At 53.7% G+C, this 23,995-nt stretch carries 28 protein-coding genes, 1 tRNA gene and 1 pseudogene; 22 read left to right on the forward strand and 8 right to left on the reverse strand.

Features of this window, described 5'->3' with window-relative positions:
* The 3 genes from FW764_RS10505 (at position 1) to FW764_RS10515 (ending at position 1,673) form a co-directional block, all read left to right on the forward strand.
* Positions 1 to 759: an MBL fold metallo-hydrolase gene (locus tag FW764_RS10505; protein WP_446433875.1), complete on the forward strand. Its 759-nt coding sequence runs from the start codon at positions 1 to 3 to the stop codon at positions 757 to 759.
* A gap of 27 nt (positions 760 to 786) precedes the next feature.
* Positions 787 to 1,500 carry a phosphoribosylaminoimidazolesuccinocarboxamide synthase gene (gene purC, locus FW764_RS10510; protein ID WP_446433876.1) on the forward strand — a complete coding sequence of 238 codons (714 nt, stop codon included), beginning with the start codon at positions 787 to 789 and terminating at the stop codon, positions 1,498 to 1,500.
* 83 nt (positions 1,501 to 1,583) lie between these two features.
* A tRNA-Ser gene (locus FW764_RS10515) sits at positions 1,584 to 1,673 on the forward strand.
* 134 nt (positions 1,674 to 1,807) lie between these two features.
* On the opposite strand, the gene FW764_RS10520 is transcribed toward FW764_RS10515, so the two are convergent.
* The 5 genes from FW764_RS10520 to FW764_RS10540 form a co-directional block, all read right to left on the reverse strand.
* Positions 1,808 to 1,975 carry an SEC-C metal-binding domain-containing protein gene (locus FW764_RS10520; RefSeq protein ID WP_446433877.1) on the reverse strand — a complete coding sequence of 56 codons (168 nt, stop codon included), beginning with the start codon at positions 1,973 to 1,975 and terminating at the stop codon, positions 1,808 to 1,810.
* 184 nt (positions 1,976 to 2,159) lie between these two features.
* Positions 2,160 to 3,113 carry a YeeE/YedE thiosulfate transporter family protein gene (locus tag FW764_RS10525; protein WP_446433878.1) on the reverse strand — a complete coding sequence of 318 codons (954 nt, stop codon included), beginning with the start codon at positions 3,111 to 3,113 and terminating at the stop codon, positions 2,160 to 2,162.
* Between the two features lie 62 nt (positions 3,114 to 3,175).
* Positions 3,176 to 4,534, reverse strand: a complete 1,359-nt coding sequence (gorA, locus tag FW764_RS10530) for a glutathione-disulfide reductase (RefSeq protein WP_446433879.1) — start codon at positions 4,532 to 4,534, stop codon at positions 3,176 to 3,178.
* Positions 4,535 to 4,947: 413 nt separating this feature from the next.
* Positions 4,948 to 5,640, reverse strand: coding sequence for a cytochrome P460 family protein (locus tag FW764_RS10535; RefSeq protein ID WP_446433880.1), 693 nt, complete (start codon positions 5,638 to 5,640; stop codon positions 4,948 to 4,950).
* A gap of 148 nt (positions 5,641 to 5,788) precedes the next feature.
* Positions 5,789 to 6,292, reverse strand: coding sequence for a YkgB family protein (locus FW764_RS10540; protein WP_446433881.1), 504 nt, complete (start codon positions 6,290 to 6,292; stop codon positions 5,789 to 5,791).
* 648 nt (positions 6,293 to 6,940) lie between these two features.
* On the opposite strand from FW764_RS10540, the gene FW764_RS10545 reads away from it, so the two are divergent.
* The 5 genes from FW764_RS10545 (at position 6,941) to FW764_RS10565 (ending at position 10,917) form a co-directional block, all read left to right on the forward strand.
* Positions 6,941 to 7,552 (forward strand): TetR/AcrR family transcriptional regulator, encoded by a 612-nt coding sequence (locus FW764_RS10545; RefSeq protein WP_446433882.1) that lies wholly within the window; start codon positions 6,941 to 6,943, stop codon positions 7,550 to 7,552.
* 420 nt (positions 7,553 to 7,972) lie between these two features.
* Complete coding sequence (locus FW764_RS10550; RefSeq protein WP_446433883.1) at positions 7,973 to 9,040, forward strand: DUF4331 family protein; 1,068 nt, start codon at positions 7,973 to 7,975, stop codon at positions 9,038 to 9,040.
* A gap of 55 nt (positions 9,041 to 9,095) precedes the next feature.
* On the forward strand, positions 9,096 to 9,479 hold the full coding sequence (locus FW764_RS10555; RefSeq protein WP_446433884.1) for a c-type cytochrome: 384 nt from the start codon (positions 9,096 to 9,098) through the stop codon (positions 9,477 to 9,479).
* A gap of 53 nt (positions 9,480 to 9,532) precedes the next feature.
* Entirely contained in the window at positions 9,533 to 10,327 is a 795-nt protein-coding gene (locus FW764_RS10560) for a DUF4198 domain-containing protein (protein WP_446433885.1), read from the forward strand.
* Positions 10,324 to 10,917: a HupE/UreJ family protein gene (locus FW764_RS10565; protein WP_446433886.1), complete on the forward strand. Its 594-nt coding sequence runs from the start codon at positions 10,324 to 10,326 to the stop codon at positions 10,915 to 10,917. The genes FW764_RS10560 and FW764_RS10565 overlap by 4 nt, the downstream gene beginning before the upstream one ends.
* 88 nt (positions 10,918 to 11,005) lie before the next feature.
* Here FW764_RS10565 and FW764_RS10570 read toward each other — a convergent pair whose 3' ends face one another.
* Together FW764_RS10570 and FW764_RS10575 are read right to left on the reverse strand one after the other, a co-directional pair.
* Complete coding sequence (locus FW764_RS10570; protein WP_446433887.1) at positions 11,006 to 12,211, reverse strand: ISL3 family transposase; 1,206 nt, start codon at positions 12,209 to 12,211, stop codon at positions 11,006 to 11,008.
* A 242-nt stretch (positions 12,212 to 12,453) separates the two neighbouring features.
* A complete protein-coding gene (locus FW764_RS10575; protein ID WP_446433888.1) occupies positions 12,454 to 13,494 on the reverse strand; it encodes a hypothetical protein in 1,041 nt (346 codons plus the stop codon).
* A 112-nt stretch (positions 13,495 to 13,606) separates the two neighbouring features.
* On the opposite strand from FW764_RS10575, the gene FW764_RS10580 reads away from it, so the two are divergent.
* The 4 genes and pseudogenes from FW764_RS10580 to istB all read left to right on the forward strand — a co-directional run bounded on the left by FW764_RS10580 (position 13,607) and on the right by istB (position 16,405).
* Entirely contained in the window at positions 13,607 to 13,870 is a 264-nt protein-coding gene (locus FW764_RS10580; protein ID WP_446433889.1) for a hypothetical protein, read from the forward strand.
* Positions 13,871 to 14,110: 240 nt separating this feature from the next.
* On the forward strand, positions 14,111 to 15,037 hold the full coding sequence (gene istA, locus FW764_RS10585; protein WP_446433890.1) for an IS21 family transposase: 927 nt from the start codon (positions 14,111 to 14,113) through the stop codon (positions 15,035 to 15,037).
* A gap of 73 nt (positions 15,038 to 15,110) precedes the next feature.
* Positions 15,111 to 15,662 carry a Mu transposase domain-containing protein gene (locus FW764_RS10590; RefSeq protein ID WP_446433891.1) on the forward strand — a complete coding sequence of 184 codons (552 nt, stop codon included), beginning with the start codon at positions 15,111 to 15,113 and terminating at the stop codon, positions 15,660 to 15,662.
* Positions 15,659 to 16,405, forward strand: a pseudogene (istB, locus tag FW764_RS10595) (IS21-like element helper ATPase IstB). Before FW764_RS10590 ends, istB begins: the two are co-directional and overlap by 4 nt.
* A gap of 149 nt (positions 16,406 to 16,554) precedes the next feature.
* On the opposite strand, the gene FW764_RS10600 reads toward istB, so the two are convergent.
* Positions 16,555 to 16,776, reverse strand: coding sequence for a hypothetical protein (locus FW764_RS10600; RefSeq protein ID WP_446433892.1), 222 nt, complete (start codon positions 16,774 to 16,776; stop codon positions 16,555 to 16,557).
* Between the two features lie 577 nt (positions 16,777 to 17,353).
* Between FW764_RS10600 and FW764_RS10605 the strand changes: the two genes are divergently transcribed.
* From FW764_RS10605 to FW764_RS10650, 10 genes are all read left to right on the forward strand, one after another.
* A complete protein-coding gene (locus tag FW764_RS10605; RefSeq protein ID WP_017476131.1) occupies positions 17,354 to 18,016 on the forward strand; it encodes a tyrosine-type recombinase/integrase in 663 nt (220 codons plus the stop codon).
* Positions 18,017 to 18,111: 95 nt separating this feature from the next.
* Positions 18,112 to 18,735, forward strand: a complete 624-nt coding sequence (locus tag FW764_RS10610) for a hypothetical protein (protein WP_218187373.1) — start codon at positions 18,112 to 18,114, stop codon at positions 18,733 to 18,735.
* Positions 18,736 to 18,811: 76 nt separating this feature from the next.
* Positions 18,812 to 19,234 carry a hypothetical protein gene (locus FW764_RS10615; protein ID WP_446433893.1) on the forward strand — a complete coding sequence of 141 codons (423 nt, stop codon included), beginning with the start codon at positions 18,812 to 18,814 and terminating at the stop codon, positions 19,232 to 19,234.
* 97 nt (positions 19,235 to 19,331) lie between these two features.
* Positions 19,332 to 19,868 (forward strand): hypothetical protein, encoded by a 537-nt coding sequence (locus FW764_RS10620; RefSeq protein ID WP_446433894.1) that lies wholly within the window; start codon positions 19,332 to 19,334, stop codon positions 19,866 to 19,868.
* Positions 19,869 to 19,974: 106 nt separating this feature from the next.
* Positions 19,975 to 20,250 (forward strand): hypothetical protein, encoded by a 276-nt coding sequence (locus FW764_RS10625; RefSeq protein ID WP_256823111.1) that lies wholly within the window; start codon positions 19,975 to 19,977, stop codon positions 20,248 to 20,250.
* 869 nt (positions 20,251 to 21,119) lie between these two features.
* Positions 21,120 to 21,518: a hypothetical protein gene (locus FW764_RS10630; protein ID WP_446433895.1), complete on the forward strand. Its 399-nt coding sequence runs from the start codon at positions 21,120 to 21,122 to the stop codon at positions 21,516 to 21,518.
* Between the two features lie 104 nt (positions 21,519 to 21,622).
* A complete protein-coding gene (locus FW764_RS10635) occupies positions 21,623 to 22,087 on the forward strand; it encodes a hypothetical protein (protein WP_446433896.1) in 465 nt (154 codons plus the stop codon).
* Between the two features lie 18 nt (positions 22,088 to 22,105).
* Entirely contained in the window at positions 22,106 to 22,750 is a 645-nt protein-coding gene (locus tag FW764_RS10640) for a hypothetical protein (protein ID WP_446433897.1), read from the forward strand.
* Positions 22,751 to 22,827: 77 nt separating this feature from the next.
* The gene (locus FW764_RS10645; RefSeq protein WP_177032611.1) at positions 22,828 to 23,061 is read left to right on the forward strand and encodes a hypothetical protein; all 234 of its coding nucleotides are present in this window, start codon (positions 22,828 to 22,830) and stop codon (positions 23,059 to 23,061) included.
* Positions 23,062 to 23,259: 198 nt separating this feature from the next.
* Entirely contained in the window at positions 23,260 to 23,835 is a 576-nt protein-coding gene (locus tag FW764_RS10650; RefSeq protein WP_446433898.1) for a hypothetical protein, read from the forward strand.
* Positions 23,836 to 23,995: the final 160 nt, after the last annotated feature.

Genomic DNA, 23,995 nt, shown 5'->3' on the forward strand with positions numbered 1-23,995 from the left:
ATGCGCTTTGCCGTTCTCGGCAGCGGTAGCCAAGGGAACGGCACGCTGGTCGCCCACGACGACACGTACGTGCTGGTGGATTGTGGTTTCTCGTTAAAAGAAACCGAGCGGCGCCTGCTGCGCCTAGGGGTTCACCCTACGCAGTTGAGCGCGATTCTGGTGACCCACGAACATGCCGACCACGTGCATGGCGTGGGTTTGCTGTCTCGGCGCTACAATCTTCCGGTGTACCTGAGTCGTGGCACTCTGCGCGGGATGCGCAAACCCATAGAACCCGCAGGTTTCCTGGCCGGTGGCGAGCAGCTGCAGATTGGTGCGCTGAGCATCGATGTGATTGCCGTAGCGCACGACGCCCAGGAGCCAACGCAGTACGTATTCAGTGACGGTGAGCGGCGTTTGGGCGTGCTCACTGACCTGGGTTCCTACTGCTCCAGGGTGCTGGACGGTTACCGCGACCTCGATGCATTGATGATCGAGTCCAACCATTGTCGTGACCTGCTGGCGCGCGGTCATTACCCGTACTTTCTCAAGCAGCGGGTGGGCGGCGAGCTGGGACATTTGAACAACCATCAGGCGGCGTACCTGGTGTATGAGTTGGGCTGGCAAGACTTGCAACACTTGGTTCTGGCCCACCTGAGCAGCAAGAACAACCTGCCGCAGCTCGCCCGGCAATGTTTTGTCGACACCCTCGGGTGCGATCCGGACTGGCTGCAATTGGCCGATCAAGATTCAGGGCTCGACTGGCGACACATCGCCTAGCCCACCATTTAGCAAGCGGAGCCCATCATGGAAAAACGTGAAGAACTCTACCGCGGCAAAGCCAAGTCGGTATACAAAACCGACGACGCCAACCGCCTGATCCTGTTGTTTCGCAACGACACCTCGGCGTTCGACGGCAAGCGCATCGAACAGCTTGATCGCAAAGGCATGGTGAACAACAAGTTCAACGCCTTCATCATGCAGAAACTCGAAGCGGCCGGCATTCCGACCCAGTTCGACACGCTGCTGGGCGACAACGAGTGCCTGGTGAAGAAGCTCGACATGATCCCGGTCGAATGCGTCGTGCGTAACTACGCCGCCGGCAGCCTGGTCAAGCGCCTGGGCGTGGAAGAGGGCCTCAAGCTCAACCCCTACACCTTCGAACTGTTCCTGAAGGACGACGCCAAGGGTGACCCGTTCATCAACGAATCCCACGTGGTGGCGTTCGGCTGGGGCACCGCTGAGCAGCTGGCACGCATGAAGGAGTTGTCCCTCAAGGTCAACGACGTGCTGAGCAAGCTGTTCGACGACGCAGGCCTGCTGCTGGTCGACTTCAAACTGGAATTCGGCGTGTTCCACGACGGCTCCATCGTCCTGGGCGACGAATTTAGCCCCGACGGCTGCCGTCTGTGGGACAAAGACACCAAGAAGAAGATGGACAAAGACCGCTTCCGCCAGGGGCTCGGTGACGTCATCGAAGCCTACGAAGAAGTCGCCAATCGTCTCGGCGTACCGCTGTAATCGACGCAAGCATCTGATAGCACGGAAAAAAATCGCTTTTGGGGTTTGCTTCCGCGAAACACACTGTTATGATGCGCGCCGTTGGAGAGATGCCAGAGTGGCCGAATGGGACGGATTCGAAATCCGTTGTACCTTCACCGGTACCTAGGGTTCGAATCCCTATCTCTCCGCCATTATTGAATAAGACTAAGCCCCTGTAATCGTTAGAGATTACAGGGGCTTTTTCGTTTCTCAAGTTTGGTTTAGGGCAAGTTTAGGGCATAAATGGCTTCAATGAGGCCGCCCTAGGCTGCTATAGCCCATCCGATTAACGGCCGTGGCACTTCTTGAATTTTGTCCCGCTGCCGCACCAGCAGGGTTCGTTGCGCCCCGGAATTCGTGCTGGGCGTTCGACTAACGCTGACGATGAGGTCGTTAGTTCAATAGTCCGGCGGCTCAATGCTACCGCGTCCGCTTTAATTGCGTCCGAAGTCATCTGCTCGCGCCGAATCCAGTATGGAGTTGCGTGGGTGGCTAACCGCCGAAACGTTACCTGCGGGAGTCACGCCATCTGCCAACACTGTCAATCTGAGCAGGTACGATCTCGATGAGTTGTGCATAGGTTCACTCAATCATTTCTGAGTCTCGTCACGGGCGCTTGGCACCAAGCAAGTGGTAGCTTATGGCTTAGATATCCTACCGACGACGAGCCTGGTAACGGTCATCATCAGTAAGATCGCCGTCATCATCAGAATTAGGGCCAAAAATGCACTCGGTGAGGCGCCCGGCAGTGACTGCAACAGTAGCGAATCGTTGCCACCGGGTATAAGTGTCGAACCTGCGCCCATGAGTCCCCCGGCGGCGAGGGTACGTGCCGCTGACCATGCCGTTGGAAACTCAAACTTAAACGTACCAAATCGCTGAGCTGACATCACGCTGCCTGCCAGCGTGGCTAACGCCGCTATGCAGGCTACGGTGCCGACGCTGCCTGTAACCATGCCGCCAACGAGGCTCGCTAAGGTCCAACGAGGCTCGATCGCAAACAGCAGCCCGGCGGCTGCACCGATCATAACCATCCGCCGTCCGCTACCGGGTCGAACACCTAGGTACCGTTCAGCGCTCATGAAAGCAGCCAACAATCCTACGAATCCCCATGCGATCAGGCAGTACGTCGCGACCGACAGCGGTGTGGGCTCACTGAAGACAGATGGGTATTCCACGCGCTGACCCACGCGCGTCCCGTCGGTCAACAGGAAGCCAGCGCCCAGGCCGACCGGAAGCACGATCAACCGGACCTCGCCGTTACCGATGCGTCCCAGCGAGCCTAGAAGACATGCATCGTTAACCAACGCGCCGATACCGAAGAGTACGGCACCGATGATCAAGGTAAGTTCGACCGAGAACACAGGCGCCAATACCAACGTAGGCGAAGATATCCAGGACAACGGCAGAAGCAATCCGCTGGACGCCATTGCAGCCAAAGCGAGCCCACCCACGCGCCAGGCACGACGCTTGTACAGAACCTCGTGCGCAGCAGAAACCAGGCATGTGCCGGATCGGTTCACTATGAAACCCACGGTAAACGCGAGGGCGGCTACGAGCACCAGTACCCAGATAGGCAAGAGATCAGGCATCGATGGCGTCCTCAGCGTCGGTGTTGTTTCGGGTGATGCGCGAGTAAGAACACGAAAGCTGATCAGCCCGCCACGGGAATGCGCATGGTGACGAATTCTTCCGCCGCCGTCGGGTGCACGCCGATGGTTTCATCGAAATGCTGCTTGGTCGCGCCTGCCTTGAGCGCGATCGCCAACCCCTGGATGATTTCACCGGCCTCCGGACCTACCATGTGGCAACCCAGGACTTTGTCGGTGTCTGCGTCGACCACCAACTTCATCAGGGTGCGCTCCTGGCAGTCGGTCAACCTTAGCTTCATCGGCTGGAAGCGGCTTTCGAAAACCTGCACCTTGTGGCCGTCAGCCTTGGCGTGCTCTTCGCTCAAGCCGACTGTGCCAATGTTCGGAAGGCTGAACACCGCAGTCGGGATCATCGCGTAATCCACCGGGCGATATTGCTCAGGCTTGAACAGGCGACGCGCCACCGCCATGCCTTCGGCCAACGCCACTGGCGTCAGCTGCACGCGCCCGATCACATCGCCAATGGCCAGGATCGACGACTCAGCCGTCTGATAGAGATCGTCCACTTCAACAAAGCCACGCTTGTCCAGTTTGACGCCGGTGTTTTCCAACCCCAGGTTGTCAAGCATCGGACGTCGGCCGGTGGCGTAGAACACGCAATCCGCTTCCAGCACGCGCCCGTCTTTGAGAGTGGCCTTGAGGCTGCCGTCGGCCTGTTTATCGATGCGTTCGATATCAGCATTGAACTGCAAGTCCATCCCGCGCTTGGTCAGCTCTTCCTGCAGATGCTTGCGCACCGCGCCATCAAAGCCGCGTAGGAACAGATCACCGCGATACAACAGCGTTGTTTGCGCGCCAAGGCCATGGAAAATCCCGGCAAACTCCACCGCGATATAACCACCCCCCACCACCAGCACGCGCTTGGGCAGCGCTTTGAGGAAGAACACTTCGTTGGAACCGATGGCATGCTCGCGTCCCGGAATGTCCGGAATCTGCGGCCAGCCGCCGGTGGCGATCAGGATATGTTTGGCGGTGAAGCACTCACCGTTGATCTCCACCTGGTGCGGATCCACCAGGCGCGCGTGCCCCTCATGCAGGGTCACGCCACTGTTGACCAGCAGGTTGCGATAAATGCCATTGAGGCGATTGATCTCGCGGTCTTTGTTGGCAATCAAGGTCGGCCAATCAAAGTTCGCCTCACCCAGCGACCAGCCGAAACCACTGGCCTGCTCAAAATCTTCGGCAAAGTGCGCGCCGTAGACCAGCAGTTTTTTGGGCACACAACCCACGTTGACGCAGGTGCCGCCTAGGTAGCGGCTTTCAGCCACGGCCACCTTGGCACCATAGCCTGCGGCGAAACGCGCAGCCCGAATACCGCCAGAGCCCGCACCAATTACATAAAGGTCAAAATCGTAGGCCATATCACTCTCCTCGGCAGGTAATAGCAAACCTATTGCGGCCTTTATCCGGCGCATTGCGACCGGCCAGCTACTTGCTCGTCAATTGGGTGAGGGCACCCAGATCGTTTGTTCGCATCTCTAAGTTGACCAACATGCCTTCACTATTGAACGTAAAAACTCGGTGGCTTGGATAACCACTTGGCGTTCGCTGAAAGTCGCGCCGTTAGGCATGCTGAAGGCGCCACCGTTGGTTCAATGACGATATCGTCGTCGACTAGAGCGCCGTTTTCTTCGACTTGGTTATGTGAAAATCGTAACCAGCGTCTAAATAGCAGGGGACTAAACGTCCCCGGTCAAATCTGCGCCGGTTTAGCCGCAGGTTCATTTATGTAGCAAAAGTTGCTGCTCTGTTGGACAACCAATGTTCGCCAAGACTATTCGGCGAAAGCGGCTTCGAGATTGAGTTTTGCGGCATCACCTTCCCGTTGAAAGCCAGGCTGGTTCAACTTCACGGACCATACATAGTCGTGTTTGGGGCCCACGTTGTCGATGTGGCATTGGGCGCACTGAGCACGCGCTCGCGGCGGGGAGGATTGTTCATAGGGTGGTGCCTGATGCCCAAAACTGAAGTAAGACCAGCCGCCCGGCTCGTCAGGATAGCGCTTGCTGTCCTTGAGCATTAGGCTGAGCCCTGTTTGCCCGTGGGAAAAAATGACCTTGCTGCTACCGAGGTTGCAAACATACGCTGGCGAACCATCGCAGCTCTTTGGGTCGATACTGGTGATGCTGAACTCTTTGACCATCAGAGAACCTTCCGGCCATGCCCCCGTTTTCATGAATGTCCGATAGGCGTTTGGCTCAACATAGACGCTATGGAATTCGGGCGTCTTGGTTACTGTGCTGTCCAGGGGGGTCACAGTGATAGATTCCCACGCCGCATAAGCGTGCACCCACGAGCGGTAGCCTTTCGGAAGGGCAGCCTCACCGTTTTCGTTGAAAGCGAGCTTCACTGCCGGGAGAGGCAGTCCGACATCGCTGGATTGCTTTTCCATGGTGCCGGCCAAGGCAAACGTCCCCGCCAAGGCTGCCGCCGCCATCATCAGCCCGTAGGGCACTAATCGAACCATACATCCTCCTAGAAACGCTGCCCGTGAGAACGTTCTCACTGCATTGTTCGCTTTCCTTCAAGGTGCAAATAATCAAAGCACTTGGCCCTGAGTTCTGTGCCCATCACCGGTCCACTTGCTGTTGTAGTGAACCAGTGAGCGTTTGCGGTTAGAGCGCTGCGCGCTGTGTATCACTCTGTTCGGAGCTAGCCGTCAGGTGTTGCGCCGCATTCTTGAACAGCACCAACGAACCGGCCATCAACATCAGATCCTTGATCAGGAAGGAGGTGGCCCCGCCCATGGCTGGGAAGCCCCCTGCCGAAGCCTCCCAACCACCCGGAGTTGTTAGAAGCAGGCTGGCGGTTGTCAGGTAGGTCAGAAAAGAGCCAGCCGCGGCAATCAGAGCGATCCTCGGCGACCATGCCCCGATGGCCAGACCCAGACCGATAGTGCATTCAGCTACGCCCAGGGCATAACTTGCGCCCTGAGTGCCAAACACTGGGTACATCCACGAAAGGAGAGGACTGTTGCTAATCAGCGGAATTAATGCCTGGGCTTCGTAATCAAACCATTTAGTGTAGGAAAACATAAAAAATATTAACACTAGGACCCAGCGTGCGAATTCGATTTCAAACGGTTGGCGAAGAAAGCGGGAATAAATTGATGAGAGCATAGTCCTTCCTTAAAACAGATAAGAGTTGTTGGTGTAAAGCGTGCTAAAATCGATGTATTACAGTTCTTGTAAGTTTTTTGAGAAGCTGAGAGAGTCACACTGGCTTCCAGGCCAAATGACAACGATTGAATCACGCCCGGCCTAATGCTCTGATATTTCTGATTAACAGCAGATCACATGTCATAGAGTTGTCATACGCAGTATGGGAACTAATCTAGTTATGCTTTCCGCCTATATAGTGTGCTTGTGGTACTGGCACTGGCACTGGCACTCGGGCCGACGGCCACGCTGTCCCCCAGAGTGAAAAGGTCTACATCATAGTACCCATCAAGGCGCACCAACTCACTTTATGCAGCATGCGCCCAGCCACTACAACCGCCCCCCGCCCCGAACGAAACTCACAAGCCGTCACTGGAAATAGGCCTACCCCACACAAGGGCTGCCGCTTGCATCTGCGATGTCACCTACTGCCAAAATCCTCTCACTTAATTTCCGTAAACGCTCCAACCAGCACGCTACCTCCGACGCAAAATCTGTCAGATTTTCGGTATAGTCTGAGCAAGAACCATGCGCTCATGCCGAATGTTACTTACCGGTAAGTAACATGTCAAGGGTAGTGGGCGCCACATAAAAAATAGGTGTTATGTGATGACTGATACTTCAACGGACCAGGTAGCGCGTGCAAAAAAAGAGGCGCGCTCAATTGCTCCGAGAGAGAGAATTTTGCGTGCCGCAGGAGAGATGTTCCATAAATATGGAATTCACGCAGTCGGGGTTGAGGCGATTGCAGCAGCAGCGCACAGCAACAAAATGACTTTGTATCGACACTTTTCCTCTAAAGAGCTGTTAATTGCAGCCACCATTCGAGAGCAGCACAAAGCGAGTGAGGCTGCATGGCAAGCATTGCAGGAGGCGCATCCGAATGATCCGCGGGGAGAGCTCAACGGTTGGCTAGAAATGATGTACGCCTATATCCAGTCGCCAGAAGAACTGAGCTGCAAATTCATAGATAAGGCAATAGATGTACGGGACGCTCAACATCCAGCTCGGTTAGCGATTGAGGAAATCAATCATGTGCACATCAACCATCTGATCGAGATGTGCCGTGCCATAGGCTTCAAGAACCCTGAGGTACTGGCTATCAATTTGTTCATTGTATTTAAGGGCGCAGACGAAAGCCGCCATATCGGAACTCATCGTTTGGCAGTATCACTCCCTCAAATGGTGCAAACACTGATCGCCCCCCACGAGCCGCATTAGGGGCTTCAGTACTGCATCGGTTTTCGGTCAGTGCTAACAGCCCAGGTTGACACTTCAGCGTTTCTCTAACAGCCAACCACTGCCTATTGCTTCTTTGTGCAGTAGGTGGTAGCTTGCCAAATGTTACTATTTGGTAACACTTAGGTTTTATGATTTTTAATACGTAACTGCCGCTAGCTCCGCTTTGCTGGACCTTCCGGCATTTGCCAACGGCGCAATAGGCTACGTAAACCGTGCATAGTGGTCTAAGTGAGGTTGTTCAGGCTGGTAGCAAGTTCTACAAGCAGATGACACTGAGGCCATTGCCCGTGGCCGGTTACGACGCAATGTTTAAGTAGACGTCCGCAGTACTAACTGGGTGCAGGACATATATACCTCGAAATGAAGCTGGACTGGACACCTACCGGGAGAAGCACCTCTATGAATAATAAAGCATTTGCCCCCCATCGCTTGCTGATGAAAGCGGTACTTGCCGCTGTTCTTGCCAGTTCTACGCTGCCGGCACATGCGAGCCACCATTTTGAGGTTGCCATTGCACGAACCAACACGGCGATCAGCCAGTTGGACAACTACGTGTTTCAAGCGGCTTCACCGGGGCGCACGGTCATTATCATGAATGTGAATTCAAGTCCGCGTCATGGTGCTACCTTCTCGCCGAATGCCTTGTACAACATTCATGTTGCCTTGGATGACAAGTTCAAGGAGGGGCACACATTCTCGTTCCAGTTTCGCGACGGTCAGGTCATGGCCTACTTGTCGGACAACCCAAACGGGCGAGTGGGTGAAACGGGTGTGGCTATTGGTAAAGGTAAGGTCGGCGGCAGCGTCAATCTGAAGGACAAGATTGAACTTTGGACCGGTATCATCAAAGACCCGTTCTACGGTAATTCGTCTGGCCTGGGAGCGTATTCGGCGCAACTGAAGGCTGGCAAGTATGACCCTCAAGTCTGGAAGTCCGCCTCCGGCACCAATATTTTCAAAGACCAGGAATGTGGTGCAATTGTGCTGGAAATTCCCAATGAAATGCTGGGCAAAAATATCAAGGTCTTCATGACGACGGCGCTCAAGGAAAATGGCAAGTGGAGCCAAGTTCAATACTCGGCCAATCCTTTGCTGTCGCACGTTATGTATTTCGAAGACGAGGCTGTCAGAGTCGAGCATGATCGCAGCCGACCCAACACCCAGTCAGTACTGAAAAACTTCGTATCAGCGAGCACTGCGCGCGCTTCAGGCATTGCACAGACGCAGGCTCAACCATTCGCCTATGGCGACAAAGTGGCGGATGCGCTGATTCCCGATGTGCTGAATTATGAGGTTGGCAGCAAGGCAGTGTATTCGGCCGATGTGCGTAACGGACGCTACCTTGATGATGATGCGATGAGCGCCATGCTCACCCTCCTCATAGGCAAACCCACCGACCAGGCCATCGACAATCCAAAGTTGTATACCGATCAGTTCCCCTACGTCATTCCGTCAGACAAAAAGTGATCTGAGGTCAAATTTGAACATGAGGCTAGGCCCGCACCACAAGGAAAGGCACACCGTGATCACTAATCACTTAGGCACATTGGGTGCGAGCTTCGCACTGCTATTGATGACCAGCGTAGTAGTTCAGGCTGATACGGGTGACGTTGTGCGTGGCCAGAAGGCTTGGTTGCTCAATTGCAGCCGGTGTCATCAACTGGATGTGAACTCGGTCGGGCCGATGCACGGTGGCGTTGTGGGCAGGCATGCTGGTAGTGCAGAGGGTTTTGCGTATTCAGAAGCACTGAGGGAGTCTGACGTTATCTGGACGCCCGCCAACCTGAACCGATGGTTGACAGACCCGGAACAGTTTATCCCGGGGCAGGCTATGGGGTTCAGCGTTGAAAACGCCCAGGTGCGGCAGGACATCATTGCCTATTTGGCGACACAAAAAGCGCCTTGATCGGTTGTAGATAGGGATGTGAAAGCTGCTGGGGCTAAGGGAGGAGGGGCATGATGATTTGGCGGCCTATTTGGCTTGGGGTATTGCTAGCGACACTATGCGGCAACTGTTTTGCCCATGCTTTCTGGCTGGTTCCTCACAAAGGGTTGGTCAGCAAAGATGATCTGGTGGCCATCGACCTGCGGGTGGGTGTCAGTTGGCCAGGTGAGAGAGTGGGGCGTCTGCCTGGCATGATCGAGACGTTTGACCGTTACGACGCGCAAGGTAAACAGGCCGTAAAGGGTCGTGACGGTGCGGCCCCGGTGGGACATTTTCGCGCCGGTCCGCCCGGCACCGTTGTTGTGGCCATGCTTACCCATGCTCACGCCCTTACTCTGCCCGGTGATGAGTTCGACAAATACCTGATCGAAGAGGGGCTGGAACAGGTGCGCAGCGAACGGCAAAAACTGGGTATCGCCGATGCGCCAGGGCGTGAGCAGTTTTTGCGTTGCGCCAAGACTTTGATTCGGGTCAATAGCGATAGTGCTGGCTTTGACCGGGTGGTGGATTTGCCGCTGGAACTTGTTGCTGTCAATGACCCGTTCCAGCTCAAGCCGGGCGGGCGGTTCAAAGCTCGCTTGCTGCGCGAGGGCAAACCTGTGGCTGGGGCGCTGGTTCGGGCCTGGGCCAAGGATGATCCACAGCAGGAGCAACAGGCCAGAACGGACCAGGACGGTGCAGTGGAGCTTACCTTGGAAAAGACTGGATTGTGGTTTCTGAGTGCCGTCCAGATGCACTCGGTGATGGAGTATCAGGCCGACTGGGAAAGCATCTGGGCCTCCTTAAGTTTTGAGGTGCCCACGCCATGAATACTCGCCAACACCAGCTAGAGGGCACCTGTGTCGCCATTCTCTTGGCATTGACCACGCTTAGCGCACAAGCCCACAGCGGCATAGAGGCTGGCTGGCTGCACCCATTGACCGGGCTGGATCATTTTCTGGCCATGGTGGCGGTTGGGGCCTGGAGTGCCCAAATCGGCGGTCGCGCCATCTGGCTCGTCCCCGGCGCTTTTGTGCTGTGCATGCTCTTTGGTGGCCTTATCGGCATGTCGATGATAGATCTGCAAGGCCTGGAGGTTGGCATTGCACTGTCAGTCATCGCCCTGGGTGCAGCCATTGCCCTGCATCAACGCATGCCTACCGTGGTTGCCACGCTGGGCGTTGGCCTATTCGGCACGCTGCATGGTTATGCGCATGGCTATGAAATGCCCATCATTGACGACAAGATTGGCTACACACTTGGCTTTTTAGCCACCACCGCCACCCTGCACCTGATCGGGGCATTGGGAGCACTTGGTCTAATGCGCATCCAGGGAGGCGGCAGGATCTTGCGAGGGTTGGGCGTGATTTGCTCGATGTGTGGAGGCTGGATTATGTTCACCGCAGTTGGAAATCTTTGATGGTTTTCTTGGAGTAAGTCATGACACGACGTGAAACTGACATTCTCATAGACGACTGTTTTTGGGGGGATGCAGGATTTTAGGTTCTTCACGGATTACCGGGAAAGACGCTCTTGATCTTCATGAAAAAGAATTCGCTATCCCGGTAACCGTACGCCATCCGTTTGATGACCTTTATTCGATTGTTTATGCCTTCCAACTGCCCCGTGTGCATCGGCCAGCGAACCCGGCTGACGATTCCCCGCCAGTAACCCTTTAGCCGTTTGGCGAACAGGATCAGAGCCGGTATCGTGCTTTCATGAGCGTGGCGCAGCCATTGCTTCCAGGCTGATCTCCAGCCCCAGGCGGTACTTGGCGTCCAGAGCGTTTTGAGTTCAGCTTTCATCAAGTAGACCGTCATCAATGCTTGGTTGGCCGCCAGCAAATCCTCCAAGCGGACCTGTTGCTCCGGTGTTTTCAGGTTCTGCGGGTTGCGCAGGAGCAGCCAACGCGCTTGCTTGATGACCTTTCGGGCTGGCTTGTCGTGACGCAGTCGATTGGCTTCGTCGACGCGAACTCGATCAATCACCTCTCGGCCATATTTGGCCACCACATGGAAAAGGTCGTAGACCACTCGCGCTTTTGGGCAGTGCTGACGAACCTCCAGGTCAAAAGCGGTGTTCATGTCCATTGCCACCGCTTCGATTCGGGCGCACCCCTCTGGCCCCAGCTCTTCGAAAAATGGCCTGATCGCCGCCCGGCTGCGGCCTTCGCCGATCCACAGCACCCGTCGCGTATCCGCATCCAGAACAACGCTGGCATAACGATGACCTTTGAACAATGCGAACTCGTCCATCACCAAGCGTCTCGGTTGCGCCTTTGGCAAAACGCTCAATGCTGCTTGCAAGGCTCGACGCTCCAGCACCCGAACGGTCTCCCAATGCAGCCCAAACATCTGCGCTACGTGCAACGTGGGAAGGCGTTCACAGGCTTGAGTGACCGCCTCTGCCAGACGCCGTGTCATGCGGGCATAGCGATCCAGCCAACTGACAGCCTCCATGCGTTTGCCACAGTCGCGGCAACCAACGCGTCGGAGCAAAACGCTCAGGCGTACTGCGCGACCGAGAATGGGTAAATCACGAATGACTCGCTCGCAATACTCATGCGTGGTTGAACAGGGCTTTTGGCACCCACCACAGGAAGGGAATCGGGTGGCGTGGGGTGTCAGATTGATCTGGAGGGCATCACCATCAGGCTTGATCGTGACGACAGAAAAGCCCTCCCAAAAAGGAAGGAAAGTATTAATATCGCGCATAAGAACGCCGGTTTGTTAGATGTGTTTGCTCGCACGAACATCATCAATCAAATCGGCGTTCTTGTTTCTGTGTTTCCCGGGATTCCGTGAAGAACCGGATTTTATGCCCGCTTTTCAAAGTATTTGGGAAATTGCACTCCATTTGACCACCCATTTGCATTCGACTTGACCAGGCGTTTGCATCGGACTTGACCAGGCATTTGCATTGGACTTGACCACTCGCCTAGCGAATGATGGGAGGGCTACAGCAGCGCTACGGGCGGAACTACCTGTGGCGTGCCATCAATTATGCACATCCACCCCCACGTCCTTAATGCCGAAGTCTTCTTAAAGTCCTCGACCAACTCGGCCGCGATTTCCCCGATATCTTCCCGCAACTCGAACTGGGGACGCATTGCGTGCAGAACGTCAATACCCATATCTCCTGCAAGAAGCTTGCACATCAGCCTGGTGCGAAGCTTCCAAGGCAGGGTTTTTCCGCGCCTATCAGGATGCTGGTAAACCATGGTGTTCAAATGGGCTGATGCGTGGATGTAGTCAGCGCTGTTCATCCAAATTTGCAAGTGCGCAGGCACGCCAAGATGCAAGACATTGAACGCCAGCCAATCGATTAGGCCAACTGCAACACCGCGCGCCTGGAGCTCCATCGCCAGCATAAGAAGTACTTTGTGTAATGTGCTTGCTGCCTTGATAGCAACCGCTTTTCGACCAAGATGATGCGCTTCGACCACTATCGCGATCAGCGCAGCGAGGGCATCCAGACTTGCCCTGCGTTCGAGTTTTTCGAGTAGAACTTGAGTGATTGGTTCGCGCTGAACACTGTCCCAAATCATGTTGCTGGTGTTGCGATAAAGCACCAGTTGGATGTCAGTGTTTAGGGTTCGGAAGTAACTGTCGAAGCTGATCTTCTGTTGCCGGGAGATCAGCTTCATCAACGTCCATATGGGGTGGTTCAGGTCTCGAGAGGACCCAGGTGCTAGCAGTTCCACCCTGCTCAAGGTCTTGGCCTTGGGCGAGATCATTTTCTGTTCATATCTTGACCACTTGCTTCGGTAATGCCGGATCGTGCCATTCGTGTTCCTTCGAAACGACTCCTTTTCGAAGTACAACTCAAGGGCATAGGCAGTTTTTAGGCCTGTCCGCTGCCTGAGGCCTTCGAACCAATAGCCCACTGCGAGCATTTCTACTGTGTTGCTCCGGGAGCTGTTATTTTTCGGAATTTGTTCGCGCAAGCTATCTGCGAAATCCGAATAAATTTTTGTAATTCTTCTAAAATCAGACACTTAAAATTCACCGACTGATCGTTGTACCGTAAAAAATGTAGAAGTCTTACGGCTGGAGCGCAAGGGGGCGGTTTATTACTATTAACTGTGACCAAACCGGACATTAAGTGCGATGCGCGAGCCCCTTGAAATCCACAATCTGGCATCCGAATTAGAGCTTGATCTTAAAGATCGATATGGCCTGATGGTGGGGGGCAGCGCGCTGTGGAGAGAGTTGGGATACGCGTCCTATGATGCGTTTCGAAAAGCCAAACAGCGGGGGACTATCGAAGTGCCCCTGTTTGAGGTGTCCAATCGTCGGGGCTTCTTTGCCCTGTCCAAAGAAGTCGCATGCTGGATTGCCACGCAACGCTGCGCACGGCAGCAGGCCGTGTGACTTAGGCATTTGAGGAGTATCGCAATGAGACCAGGCTAAGAACTAGCCGGTGGATTTGGAGCACAAAAAAGCCCAGGGGTGGAGCCCTAGGCTTTTTTGATGGTGTTAGGTTTTGAGCCCTACGCACCACCATTTTGTGTTCCCTCGCGTTCGGCGTCAAGCCGACCACCTTCCGTTTGTCTGCAATTTTCACACGGCGCGACTTGTGAGGCACTTACACGCCTGTCGCGAGGAGAACGCATGAGGCTGCCAATAGTTACACAGCGCGAGGTGCTACGTCTTGCGTGCGACCCCAGGCTTTCGAATAGGGCGATTGGTATTTTAGCCAAAGTGTCCCACAACACTGTTCGCACCATTCGCGATCAGCTAGCCCAGTGTGGGCAAAGCTGGGAAGAGCTGAAGCACCTTGACGACAAAGCTCTCGCGGAGCGACTGCATAGCCAGCCGAAAGGCTCATCCCAAAGGAAGGCCTACCCCTCATGGCTCGCTGTCCATGAACAGTTGAAACTCCCTGACATTACTTTAGAGCTTCTATGGCAAGAGTTTCGTACGAGCGAGCCAGAAGGCGTGTCATATGCTCAATTCACGCGACTCTATCGTGAGTGGGTCAACAAGCAAAAATTGAGCATGCGACAGATCCACCTCCCCGGAGACAAATGCTTCGTGGACTTTTGTGGCAGGACAATGCCCGTGACAAACCCGGACACGGGGGCGATCAACCAGGCGCAAGTGTTCGTGGCAACGCTCGGTGCCTCGGGATACATTTTTGCCACCGCTGTAAATAGTCAAACGACACCGGACTGGCTCAAATGCAACGCTTTAGCTCTGGAGTTTTTCGACGGTGCTCCTCGGTTCGTTGTGCCTGATAATTTGAAGTCAGCAGTAACTAAAAACACGAGAGATATTGTGACTTTAAATCGTGCCTACGCCGAGTTTTCTGAGCATTACGGATTTCAAATTTACCCCGCCAGACCGCGTAAGCCGAAAGACAAGTCGCTAGGTGAAATCGCCGTTCAGGTGGTACAGCGGTTCGTTCTTGCGAGGCTGAGAGCGAGCACTTTTTTTTCTCTGGATGAACTGAATGAGAAAATCAGCTTCTGGGTCGATGAACTGAACAATCGAATCACTCAAACGTACCCCAAAGAGCAGAACCAGCCGCTTCCTTGAGCTTGATTACCCAGCCCTCAAGCCCCTCCCAGAACAGCGATACAGCTACAGTCAGTGGGTGTATCAGGTTCGGGTGGGTAGCGATTACCACGTGGGTTTTGAAGAGCACAGCTACTCAGTTCCTTATCACTTTGCGAACCTTCTCGTCGATTTACGAGTGCGAGACGATTGGCTCGAAATCCTTCATCAGCGCCGAGTCATCGGCTCGCACAAGCTTAACCGCCAGCGCGGATCAAGCACGCTGAGAGAGCATTTGGCTCCGAATCACAGCCATTTCCAAGACTCTCAGCCGGAGGCGCTGATGGTATGGGCTGAGACGATCGGGCTTGAAACGCTCCGTTTCGTGAAGGACAACCTCAATCTACGCAAAGATTTCGCGACCGGTTTGAAGGCCGTTATTGGCCTGAAACGCGACGTTCGAAACGGGGCGATCTCGCCGTCTCGTCTTGAATCTGCGTGCGGCTATGCCAACAGCCTAAAAGTCCTGAGTTCTGAGCGGTTACGGTCAATCCTTCGGAACGAATCTGACCTGCGTCCCAGCTACCAAAGATCCGCCCCTTTGGTTGAACACGCCAACATACGTAGTGCTGAATACTACGCCTCACAAGGAGATGAGCCACTATGAAGTCAATCCTAAATACTGCGCAAAACCTGATGACTCTTGGTCTGCACGGGATGGCCGTGGCCTAAGAACGACAGCTTGAAACACCCGCGCTGCTGAAAGAACCATTCGATACAAGGCTTGGTTTGATGGTGGACGCCGAAAACAGCGAGCGGGAGAGTAGAAAGGTTGCCCGCTTGCTTAAGACCGCGAGGCTTCGTGAGGGTGAAGCCACAATGGACAGCATTGAATTCAAAGCATCCCGAGGCATAGACCGGAATACTGTCATGAGCCTAGGAGAGTGCGAATGGTTGGCACGACGCCAGAATGTGATCATCACAGGCGCCACGGGCACTGGCAAAACCTGGCTCGCTTGCGCACTCGGGAACCAGGCCTGCCGGCTTGGGCGAGCAACGATGTACCGCACGGCCACGAAGCTTTTTGAAGAGATTTCACTTTCTTACGCTGACCACACCATGCCCAAATTACGTCGGCAATTGATCCGCGCAGAACTATTAATCATCGACGATTTGGGCATCGGTGGCATTGACGCCCAACTTGGCCCGTTCCTCCTGGACGTCATAGACCAGCAGTCACAGAACGGGTCATTGCTAATCACAAGCCAGTACCCGAAAGAGAAATGGTATGACCTGTTCTCCGACCCCACGATTGCCGACGCAATTCTTGACCGTATTGTCCACAAGTCCCATGTCATCGAACTGAAGGGCGAGTCGATGCGAAGGGTCAAAAGTCGCAAGCGTGCGTAAGAACATCCGGCGTATGTCTCTGGTGGTCGATACGATGCAATTGGTCAAGCCGAATGCAAACTGATGGTCAAGTACAATGCAAGCGCCTGTTTTAGTTTTGATTTATCGGAGTTGGGCCATTTGCTATGCCAATTTCTTATCGTCTTCCGTTATCCGATGTGATCAGAAGGGGTCTGGGCCACCCTCAACACCGGTAAAGTGATTTCAGGCGGTTCACCTTCCCGTTGCCATCCGAACTGATAAAGCAGCCATTGATAGGCGCCTTCCCGACGTTCAGCCACGAGCAAAAGCGTCCATCCTACCCGGAGTAGTAGGTTCGCATTTTCTTCACTACGGGTACTGGTCAATTTAGTCGTCTTGTCGATGCTCATCTGGCACCCTCATGCTGAAGCCATTAATGGAAGCTTGTCTTGAGCCCGACTGACCACATGTGAACGGTTCGGATTATGCTGATGTTGCGCATGTTAGGACAGCCCACTCACCATATCCCACTGGCGACACAGAGTGGTAAGCCAGCGCTCGTATGCCGACTACTGCGAATCTGTTGTTCAGACTTACGATATGCAGATGTTTGAGGGCCTGTGAGAGCTGAGCGCATCACTGCATGTGCGGCGTCTGTTGCTCAAGATGCGCGTAGAGTGGAACGGTCTCCAGCCTGACTGGCCCCCGCTGATATGGACTGGCTGGTTCGGTTCGCCGGTCACGAGAGGCGACTTTAGGCCAAAAGCGGACCGCCGGCGCGGTTCTGGTTCAGCCCGATAGTCAATGCTCACAGCATGCGACTGCATATCTAAAGTCATTCTGGCTTATTGCTTACACCTATTTCCCTATATGCCCCCTCTCATTTTCCGTGAACACCAGATACACCGAGCAGGCCGGGGCTATCTCCGGCCTTTTTGTTGCCGTACTATGTCAGGATTGATGGTTAATCGACATTCAGAGTGAGATATGCCCAAGGCGATTGTTATCGAAGATGAACAGCTTGAGCATGCTGTGAGAGTCGCCAAGGTGAGCAGCCCAGAGAACGGCAGTCGTGACGCTGCGCTGCTGCTTACCTGCTTCGGCACCGGCATGACAGTGACGGAGATTTGCCGCTTGCGCGTGAGCGACTACCTCACCGAGTCAGGTGCTGTGCTGATCGACTCCCAGGTGCGAGCGGAGATTGCCTACAACCATCGTTCTAGGCCGTTGTGCTGGACCAGCAAGAAGTTGACCAATGCCATAGACGCGCACCTTGCAGAACGCCTTACACGCGGTCATGGCGTTTCAACCAGGGTGATGGCTTTTCGTGGTCTTGAACCAGAGTCGCCGTTGTTTGTGTCCGGTCGCACAGGCGAAGGGTTAAAGATCAGCGCGCAGCGGCGCGACGGCAAAACGTACTACAGCGCGAACCAGCTCAGCCGACTCTATACACGCCTGTTCGGCCTCGCGGGGATCGAGGGGGCCAGCGCACAGTCAGGTCGTCGGACGCTTGCGGTCAAGCTCAAGCGTCGTGGCATCGACTTGCGGCACATCAGCGAAATACTTGGGATTGAGAGCCTTGAGGCAGTGAAGAAACTGTGTGCGGGCGATCCGGTGCGGCTTGGCGATATTGTGCGGAGAATTATTTAATGGGCACCAGAATGACACCCGATCAATTCAAGGCAGAGTTTTGGCGCATGGGCTGGACTGGTTACGTGCATTTAATGCACCTCTGAGGGTTGCAAGTGATCGAATCTACTTCGTACGCCAAGGGCGACCTACGCCGCATGCTGCTAGTGCTTGGGGCCATCGATGCGATGTCGAATGCCACATTGGTGGGAATCGCTGCCAAGACAGGTTTGGACAAAAAAACTGCATCCAATCTAATCCGGGTTGCAGCTGAGCAGGCACACGTTCAAATCCAAAAATGCGGATCAAGTTACGCCATTACAGACTGGGGGCCGGTGATCAAAAGAAACGGAGCCAAAATGGCATTGACAGGTGCGTTAAACGCACCCAATATGGTGATATCGCTCATCACTGGAGATTCACAAATGGCGAAATACAAGGTTGATCATTTTTCGAGTCAAATCAGAAATAATGAACGCGGTGCAGAAAATATTTACCTTCTTTGTAAGCTCGAAAACTCTGCTGGCAACTCGAAAGTCCGCGAGTATCGTGTAAGTCCAGACGTTAGGCATCCGGATCTTTCGTCCTTGGAAGATATGATTTCCACCGGATTCAATCATGCAAAAGCTACCCGGACCAACGTAGAAATTACCGAGTATAAAGAAAGGTTGTACCTGTTCTTCAAGCTCCCTGGTGTCAACGACGGTGAGCAATTTCAGGTCACTGGCGAACGGCTCTGACTTTGAAAACTCGGTATAGCTGTACTCAAGGAACGTCCGAAAACATGGCTTGGCAAGGAGGGGCTAGGAAAAAACCATGACCGCGACCATTACCCCGATCAAGCACGTCATAACGAATTGTTCGCGGTGCGATGCTTGGATCACTGACGGCCAATCGACCATGACCATTACCGTTGCCAAAGAAACTTGGCACGGGCTTCGCGGTGAAATGGCAGAGGTCGAGGTTGAAAACGCGAAGGTAGCACTGCTGTTTTGCCGCCACTGTTCCTATCTGTACGACTTCACACGGATTGCCGTTGGCCGAAGCCGAACAGAGGAAGACGAGGTTGTGATCGCGCTTGCAGAAGAAGCCGAAATTGAGGCCAACCGTGATGCTGCGGCAAAGGAAATGCAGGTTTCGCCAGACAGGTTGTCAGCAGAGCAGGTCCGGGGCTGGATTCTTGAGCAGCAGTACAAAGAGCTTGAGGCCGAAGGCTTTTTCGACCACATCCAAAGTTGAGGGAAAAATCGCTGCACCACCAAGCCCCGCTAGTCGGGGCTAAGCCCGTAGGAGAGGCGCGGTTTTCGCGTCCGCGAAATGACCACGGGTAAGACCGATGAGCGCGTTGAGCAGCTATAAGAGTCAGATCCATCTGATGCGGCAGATACACGAAGCTAGTTACTACATCAGCAAAGCAGAAGAGCTAGGCCATCCTCATCTTTGGACCTCGTACCCCCCCATCCTCGAGTTTTTAGGCCACTTCAAAAGTGCGGTCAACTCGTATGCCAAATGCTTTATAGGCGCTGGGAAGGGACGCCGAAAGCTAGACGCTTCTTCGGTATTTAAATCTGAGCCCATCTACTTGGATCAGCACTGCAAAATCATTGACTTGCGCCATACCTATGTCGCCCATAATGACGAAAACGCGTTTGAGACGGTGACAGTTCGCGAAGAGGATGGACCAGGAGAGCTTGCGCTGCACCTGCAGTATGCAATCTCCTTTCCTTTTGACCGCCTTTACGAACTGCGCAAGTTGATCCGGCTGGTTGAACTTCACATTGTTGATCGTCAGAAGGCCCATCTAGCCGCGGTTGAGCGTGAGGTAGGTAAGCCTGTACGAGTCATCGAAGGGAACGCAGACACTGCGTACTGATGCCTAGGAAAAGTCGCCCAGGTACACCCCAAGCCCTGCCGTCAAACGCGGGGCCGAGGACGTAGTAAAGGGGGCATTTCGCCTCTATCAAACGAGGGTATTTTTGATGAGCAAAATCGCAACACTTCCGCTGGACTGCGATGCGGCCAAACGCAAACTGGATTCACTCAATCTCGCACCAGTCGATTTACCGCTCCTGGTCAGCATGCTGGAAACAATAGATTCAGTGAATGACCAACGTCACCTGGATCTGGTAATGGCAGAGGCCGTCGGGCTTCTGAGAGGGCTAATACATGGGCTGGTATTGACTCCGCAGCAAGGCGCCGAAGTTGGGACGCTCTTCCACGCTGTAGCCACTAATGAACGTGCGCAGATGAACTGAACGGTTCCGTAGGAAAAGAGCATATGGATAAATTAATTGAGTTCTGGAAGAGCGTCGAGCAGATGCCCACAGGCGGAAAGATTTTTTGGTCGTGTGTAGTGTTCGTTTGCATTTTCTTTCTAGTGACTTTCTGCCATAGAAAGCGCCAGTCGCCAGGTACGGGTCAAGAGCCCGAATAGGTAGGCAAAGTCGCTCAAATGCACCCCAAGCCCTGGCCGAAAACCTAGGCCGTAAGCGTAGAAGCTAGAATGTCCCAACCTGATAATGAACATGGAGGCCAGCGAGTGTGAGGTTGAAATTTATAACTTGGTTTGTGGTACTAGGCCTTACAGGCTGTGGATCACAAGACCCCGCGTTAGTAGGCCGATGGCAAGGTGAGCGCAGTGCTACCCCCGAATGCCGTTACGTCGCGTGGACGACGACTATGGCAGCTGACGGTAGATTTGGAGAAGTTTTTTACGAGGATGCTGCCAGGTCGAAACTAATAACCAAGCGCGGAGGATATTGGTTGACTAGCAAAAACCTAGTGCAGTTCGATGCTATAGGTGAAAAAAAGTACAACGCTTACCACTACCAGTTCATTGATGCGGATACTGTGTATTACAAGTCGATCACCCCGGACGCAGGGTGCAGGTTCGCCGTTTACACACTCCACCGAGTGTCTGGATAGAGAAGATCTACGTAGGGTTATAGGAATAAAGCGGAAGGTCATTCGCACCATGTACGTGCGCGCACGAACGGCGAAGGGAGCAGCTGAATGCGCGAAGGCAAATGACTGGTCCCCCAGGCTAAAACCTTATTACTCCACCCGGCTTGCTGGGCCAAGTGAACTGGGCTGTACGCCCGCCAAAGTTTGAGGGAATCGAAAAATGGACATTCAGAACGCACTTTGGAAACTGTACGCGCTGGGCGATAGCTCGGTGCTGGGCGAGGATTACCGCGCCGCTGTCAAGCTGGCCGCAGAAGTGTTGAACAACGTTCGCAACGTGGCCGATATGGGCTCAGGTGAGGACTTGGCAGAAGTCCCGGCAGTGGTGCGCACCCTGGTAGAGCAAGCTTCGAAGGTGGAGGAGCAGTCGATGCAAATTCACACCCTTGAGCAAGACAATGCGCGCCGTGCGCAGTTGCTCACAGAGCTGCTGGAGCATGCCGAGCGACAGGATGTTGAGCTAAACCCGGCAAGTGTCGATTTCGACGAACCAGCGCTTTACGGGCTGGCTCGCGAGTGGGCAAATCCCGTCGACCACGCAACCGCCACAGCGGCCTAGGAAAACGCGCCTTGTGCGCCCAAGCCCTGGCCTAAAAAACCGGGGCCGAGGACGTAGAGGGATGCGGTTTCCGTGCCCGAGAATTTCAGGGAATTGAAGTTAAGATGTATGGATTATTCGGTAGAAAAATTAAAAGCGTTGCCGATATTCAAAAGCTGTTGAAGACCGAAGGCCATACTAAAGCTGGCGACGTACTGAGGTCCGAGGCTGACAAAGGCAACCATATTTGTCAGATTTTTCTATCCCAGATGTACCTCGGGATGATGGATCGTGAGAATAACGGCGTGATCCTGAGGGACCTGACTAGGTATTTTGTAAAGTATTCTGAAATGGCCGCGGAACAGGGCGATTCTGGTACCCAATACAACCTTGCCAAACACCTGATGAACGTTGCTTCTGCGGACATTAGGACGGGTAATGGAAAATTATCAGAGTCAGGGCGAGACACCCTGCGGGAGTCGAAGAGGTACCTGATTCTGGCGGTAGAGCAGGACCTTGAAGAAGCTAAAGAGGCGCTATCGAACCTCAATGAGCTTTTCGATTGGGCTGAGTCTCAAGAGTACGTCTGATCATACTAGGAAAAAGCGATGAAGAAGCTGTTGAAAGCTGACAATGCCCCCTCGTGCATTGATATCGATTTGAGCGCGTTGAAATGGCGAAAAAACTTGTCAGAGATTGATCTTGGGCTAGCAGATTACCCACCCCTCTTAAGCCATATTCTAAATGGCAATGAATACGGGCCACTAATGAACGGGCCCGATGTCTCTAGACATAGAGATGAGTGGCGTACTTTTATCAGGGATCTGGCCGCTTATGTGCCTACAAACTCAGTACTTCTAGATCGGTTTCATACCCAATGGCATGTCGGACACCACCACATCCGAGCGCTTGTTGATGACGATGACCTGTTAATGGACATGCTCTGGAAGTGGTTACCTCAATACAACGGACCTGAGCTACTCCTCTATCGTGGAGAAAATTTAGATAGATTCGAACTCGGAAGAATTGGTACTGCTTGGAGTGATAAAGAGAGTGTAGCCAAGATGTTTGCAAGTGGGCTGAACGCTGAAGGAAGAGGCGGTGTGATCTTGGAAACAATTGGAACTGCGAAATCAATAATCGCCGGCCCATCAGCTCACAGTATCCATTTGCAGGAGTATGAGTACACCATCGACAGGCGCAGATTGAGCACCATAAGTGTCAAATGCCATTTTGCTCCACGACGAGGTTAGCTAGTGAGCACCCCCCACTTCAAAGCAACCAGCACACTATGCTAGGTGCAGACCGGACTATAGGAAAAGAAGGCGACATGAAAACCAAAAATGACTGGTGTGAGTGGTTCGGCCACAAAGATAAAAGCGTTGGTCCCCAAGATCACCTTTACGATTATCAAAACGAAGGTTTCGTCTGCACGCGTTGCGAGCGCACTCACAACGTGAACGCGCAGTCACAGCCGATACCCCCTCCAAAAATTCGTAAGGTGATTTTTATTGCCTTGATTCTATGTGTGCTAGCTGCGGTCCTGCATGGACTCTCCAAGTAAAGTAAAAAACTCCCGCAGCACATCACCGGCTCTTGATTGGGCCTTTGGCAGTAACAAGCCGTGGTTTTTACGTCCGCGAGATATGGAGTCACACCCAATGAAAAATCTCACTCTCACACTGAGAGTATTTGTCGAAGCTGTGCGGCGCGCTACAGAGCGCTCGACTCCTGATCGAACTACAGAAGTAGAAAGAAAAATATGAGTAATTATCGAGGCTGGGAGACAGCAACCTCTCTTATGCTTGCGTATGAAACCTCTGCGCGTGCACATAGGGCAGCGATTCGTACTGCTTCGATCGAGCCAGGTAAGACAGAGCCCCATGAGCGTTACAGCTACCAGCATGGTTTTGCGTTGTTGATCCTCAACGCGTCGATAATTGAAGGAACCATCCGAACGATCCTTACAGAACGCGTTACCGATGATTTGAGCAAAGTCATTGAACGGAACATGGCTGCCGGGCTGAGTGAGCACACCGCTCCAGATCGCCTCCTTGCTAGATTTTTGCGTGATTTGGAAAGCTCTGGCTCTTGGCAAAAGTTGACCGAGGCGAGTTCCGCTTATCTTGGCGCCCCAATGGACTCAACCATTCCTAAAGACGTCCGTGAGGGTATTGATGTCTTGTTTGCTCTACGAAATCTGCTCGCACACGGAACTGCCTTGATCCAGCCCGTCGAACAACTGGGGGACGACATGAAGGACGTGTACCCATATGACTGGCAGCGCCGGCTTCAGAGGGTTGCGGTCTATCTAGAAAGCCAATTCAAAAAAGGTTAGGTGTTCAAAAATCTTGCTCATCCCGACATGCCAGAACATTTCATGGATGTAACGAAGCGATACTTCGCAGAGATCAATACTGCTCACGCCCCTATTCCACAAAGGGCAGCCATCACAATTGAGATGGTTCGAAAGTATCATTTTGGCTACGTGGGTACGA

This window comes from Pseudomonas sp. 1152_12 (assembly GCF_052850675.1).

Excerpts from the sequence above, each read along its gene's own strand:
- FW764_RS10505 (WP_446433875.1), top strand. The coding sequence starts at position 1 with ATGCGCTTTGCCGTTCTCGGCAGCGGTAGCCAAGGGAACGGCACGCTG.
- purC (WP_446433876.1), top strand. The coding sequence starts at position 787 with ATGGAAAAACGTGAAGAACTCTACCGCGGCAAAGCCAAGTCGGTATAC.
- FW764_RS10520 (WP_446433877.1), bottom strand. The coding sequence starts at position 1,975 with ATGACTTCGGACGCAATTAAAGCGGACGCGGTAGCATTGAGCCGCCGG.
- FW764_RS10525 (WP_446433878.1), bottom strand. The coding sequence starts at position 3,113 with ATGCCTGATCTCTTGCCTATCTGGGTACTGGTGCTCGTAGCCGCCCTC.
- gorA (WP_446433879.1), bottom strand. The coding sequence starts at position 4,534 with ATGGCCTACGATTTTGACCTTTATGTAATTGGTGCGGGCTCTGGCGGT.
- FW764_RS10535 (WP_446433880.1), bottom strand. The coding sequence starts at position 5,640 with ATGGTTCGATTAGTGCCCTACGGGCTGATGATGGCGGCGGCAGCCTTG.
- FW764_RS10540 (WP_446433881.1), bottom strand. The coding sequence starts at position 6,292 with ATGCTCTCATCAATTTATTCCCGCTTTCTTCGCCAACCGTTTGAAATC.
- FW764_RS10545 (WP_446433882.1), top strand. The coding sequence starts at position 6,941 with ATGACTGATACTTCAACGGACCAGGTAGCGCGTGCAAAAAAAGAGGCG.
- FW764_RS10550 (WP_446433883.1), top strand. The coding sequence starts at position 7,973 with ATGAATAATAAAGCATTTGCCCCCCATCGCTTGCTGATGAAAGCGGTA.
- FW764_RS10560 (WP_446433885.1), top strand. The coding sequence starts at position 9,533 with ATGATTTGGCGGCCTATTTGGCTTGGGGTATTGCTAGCGACACTATGC.
- FW764_RS10565 (WP_446433886.1), top strand. The coding sequence starts at position 10,324 with ATGAATACTCGCCAACACCAGCTAGAGGGCACCTGTGTCGCCATTCTC.
- FW764_RS10570 (WP_446433887.1), bottom strand. The coding sequence starts at position 12,211 with ATGCGCGATATTAATACTTTCCTTCCTTTTTGGGAGGGCTTTTCTGTC.
- FW764_RS10580 (WP_446433889.1), top strand. The coding sequence starts at position 13,607 with ATGCGCGAGCCCCTTGAAATCCACAATCTGGCATCCGAATTAGAGCTT.
- istA (WP_446433890.1), top strand. The coding sequence starts at position 14,111 with ATGAGGCTGCCAATAGTTACACAGCGCGAGGTGCTACGTCTTGCGTGC.
- FW764_RS10600 (WP_446433892.1), bottom strand. The coding sequence starts at position 16,776 with ATGAGCATCGACAAGACGACTAAATTGACCAGTACCCGTAGTGAAGAA.
- FW764_RS10605 (WP_017476131.1), top strand. The coding sequence starts at position 17,354 with ATGCCCAAGGCGATTGTTATCGAAGATGAACAGCTTGAGCATGCTGTG.
- FW764_RS10615 (WP_446433893.1), top strand. The coding sequence starts at position 18,812 with ATGACCGCGACCATTACCCCGATCAAGCACGTCATAACGAATTGTTCG.
- FW764_RS10620 (WP_446433894.1), top strand. The coding sequence starts at position 19,332 with ATGAGCGCGTTGAGCAGCTATAAGAGTCAGATCCATCTGATGCGGCAG.
- FW764_RS10625 (WP_256823111.1), top strand. The coding sequence starts at position 19,975 with ATGAGCAAAATCGCAACACTTCCGCTGGACTGCGATGCGGCCAAACGC.
- FW764_RS10630 (WP_446433895.1), top strand. The coding sequence starts at position 21,120 with ATGGACATTCAGAACGCACTTTGGAAACTGTACGCGCTGGGCGATAGC.
- FW764_RS10635 (WP_446433896.1), top strand. The coding sequence starts at position 21,623 with ATGTATGGATTATTCGGTAGAAAAATTAAAAGCGTTGCCGATATTCAA.
- FW764_RS10640 (WP_446433897.1), top strand. The coding sequence starts at position 22,106 with ATGAAGAAGCTGTTGAAAGCTGACAATGCCCCCTCGTGCATTGATATC.
- FW764_RS10645 (WP_177032611.1), top strand. The coding sequence starts at position 22,828 with ATGAAAACCAAAAATGACTGGTGTGAGTGGTTCGGCCACAAAGATAAA.
- FW764_RS10650 (WP_446433898.1), top strand. The coding sequence starts at position 23,260 with ATGAGTAATTATCGAGGCTGGGAGACAGCAACCTCTCTTATGCTTGCG.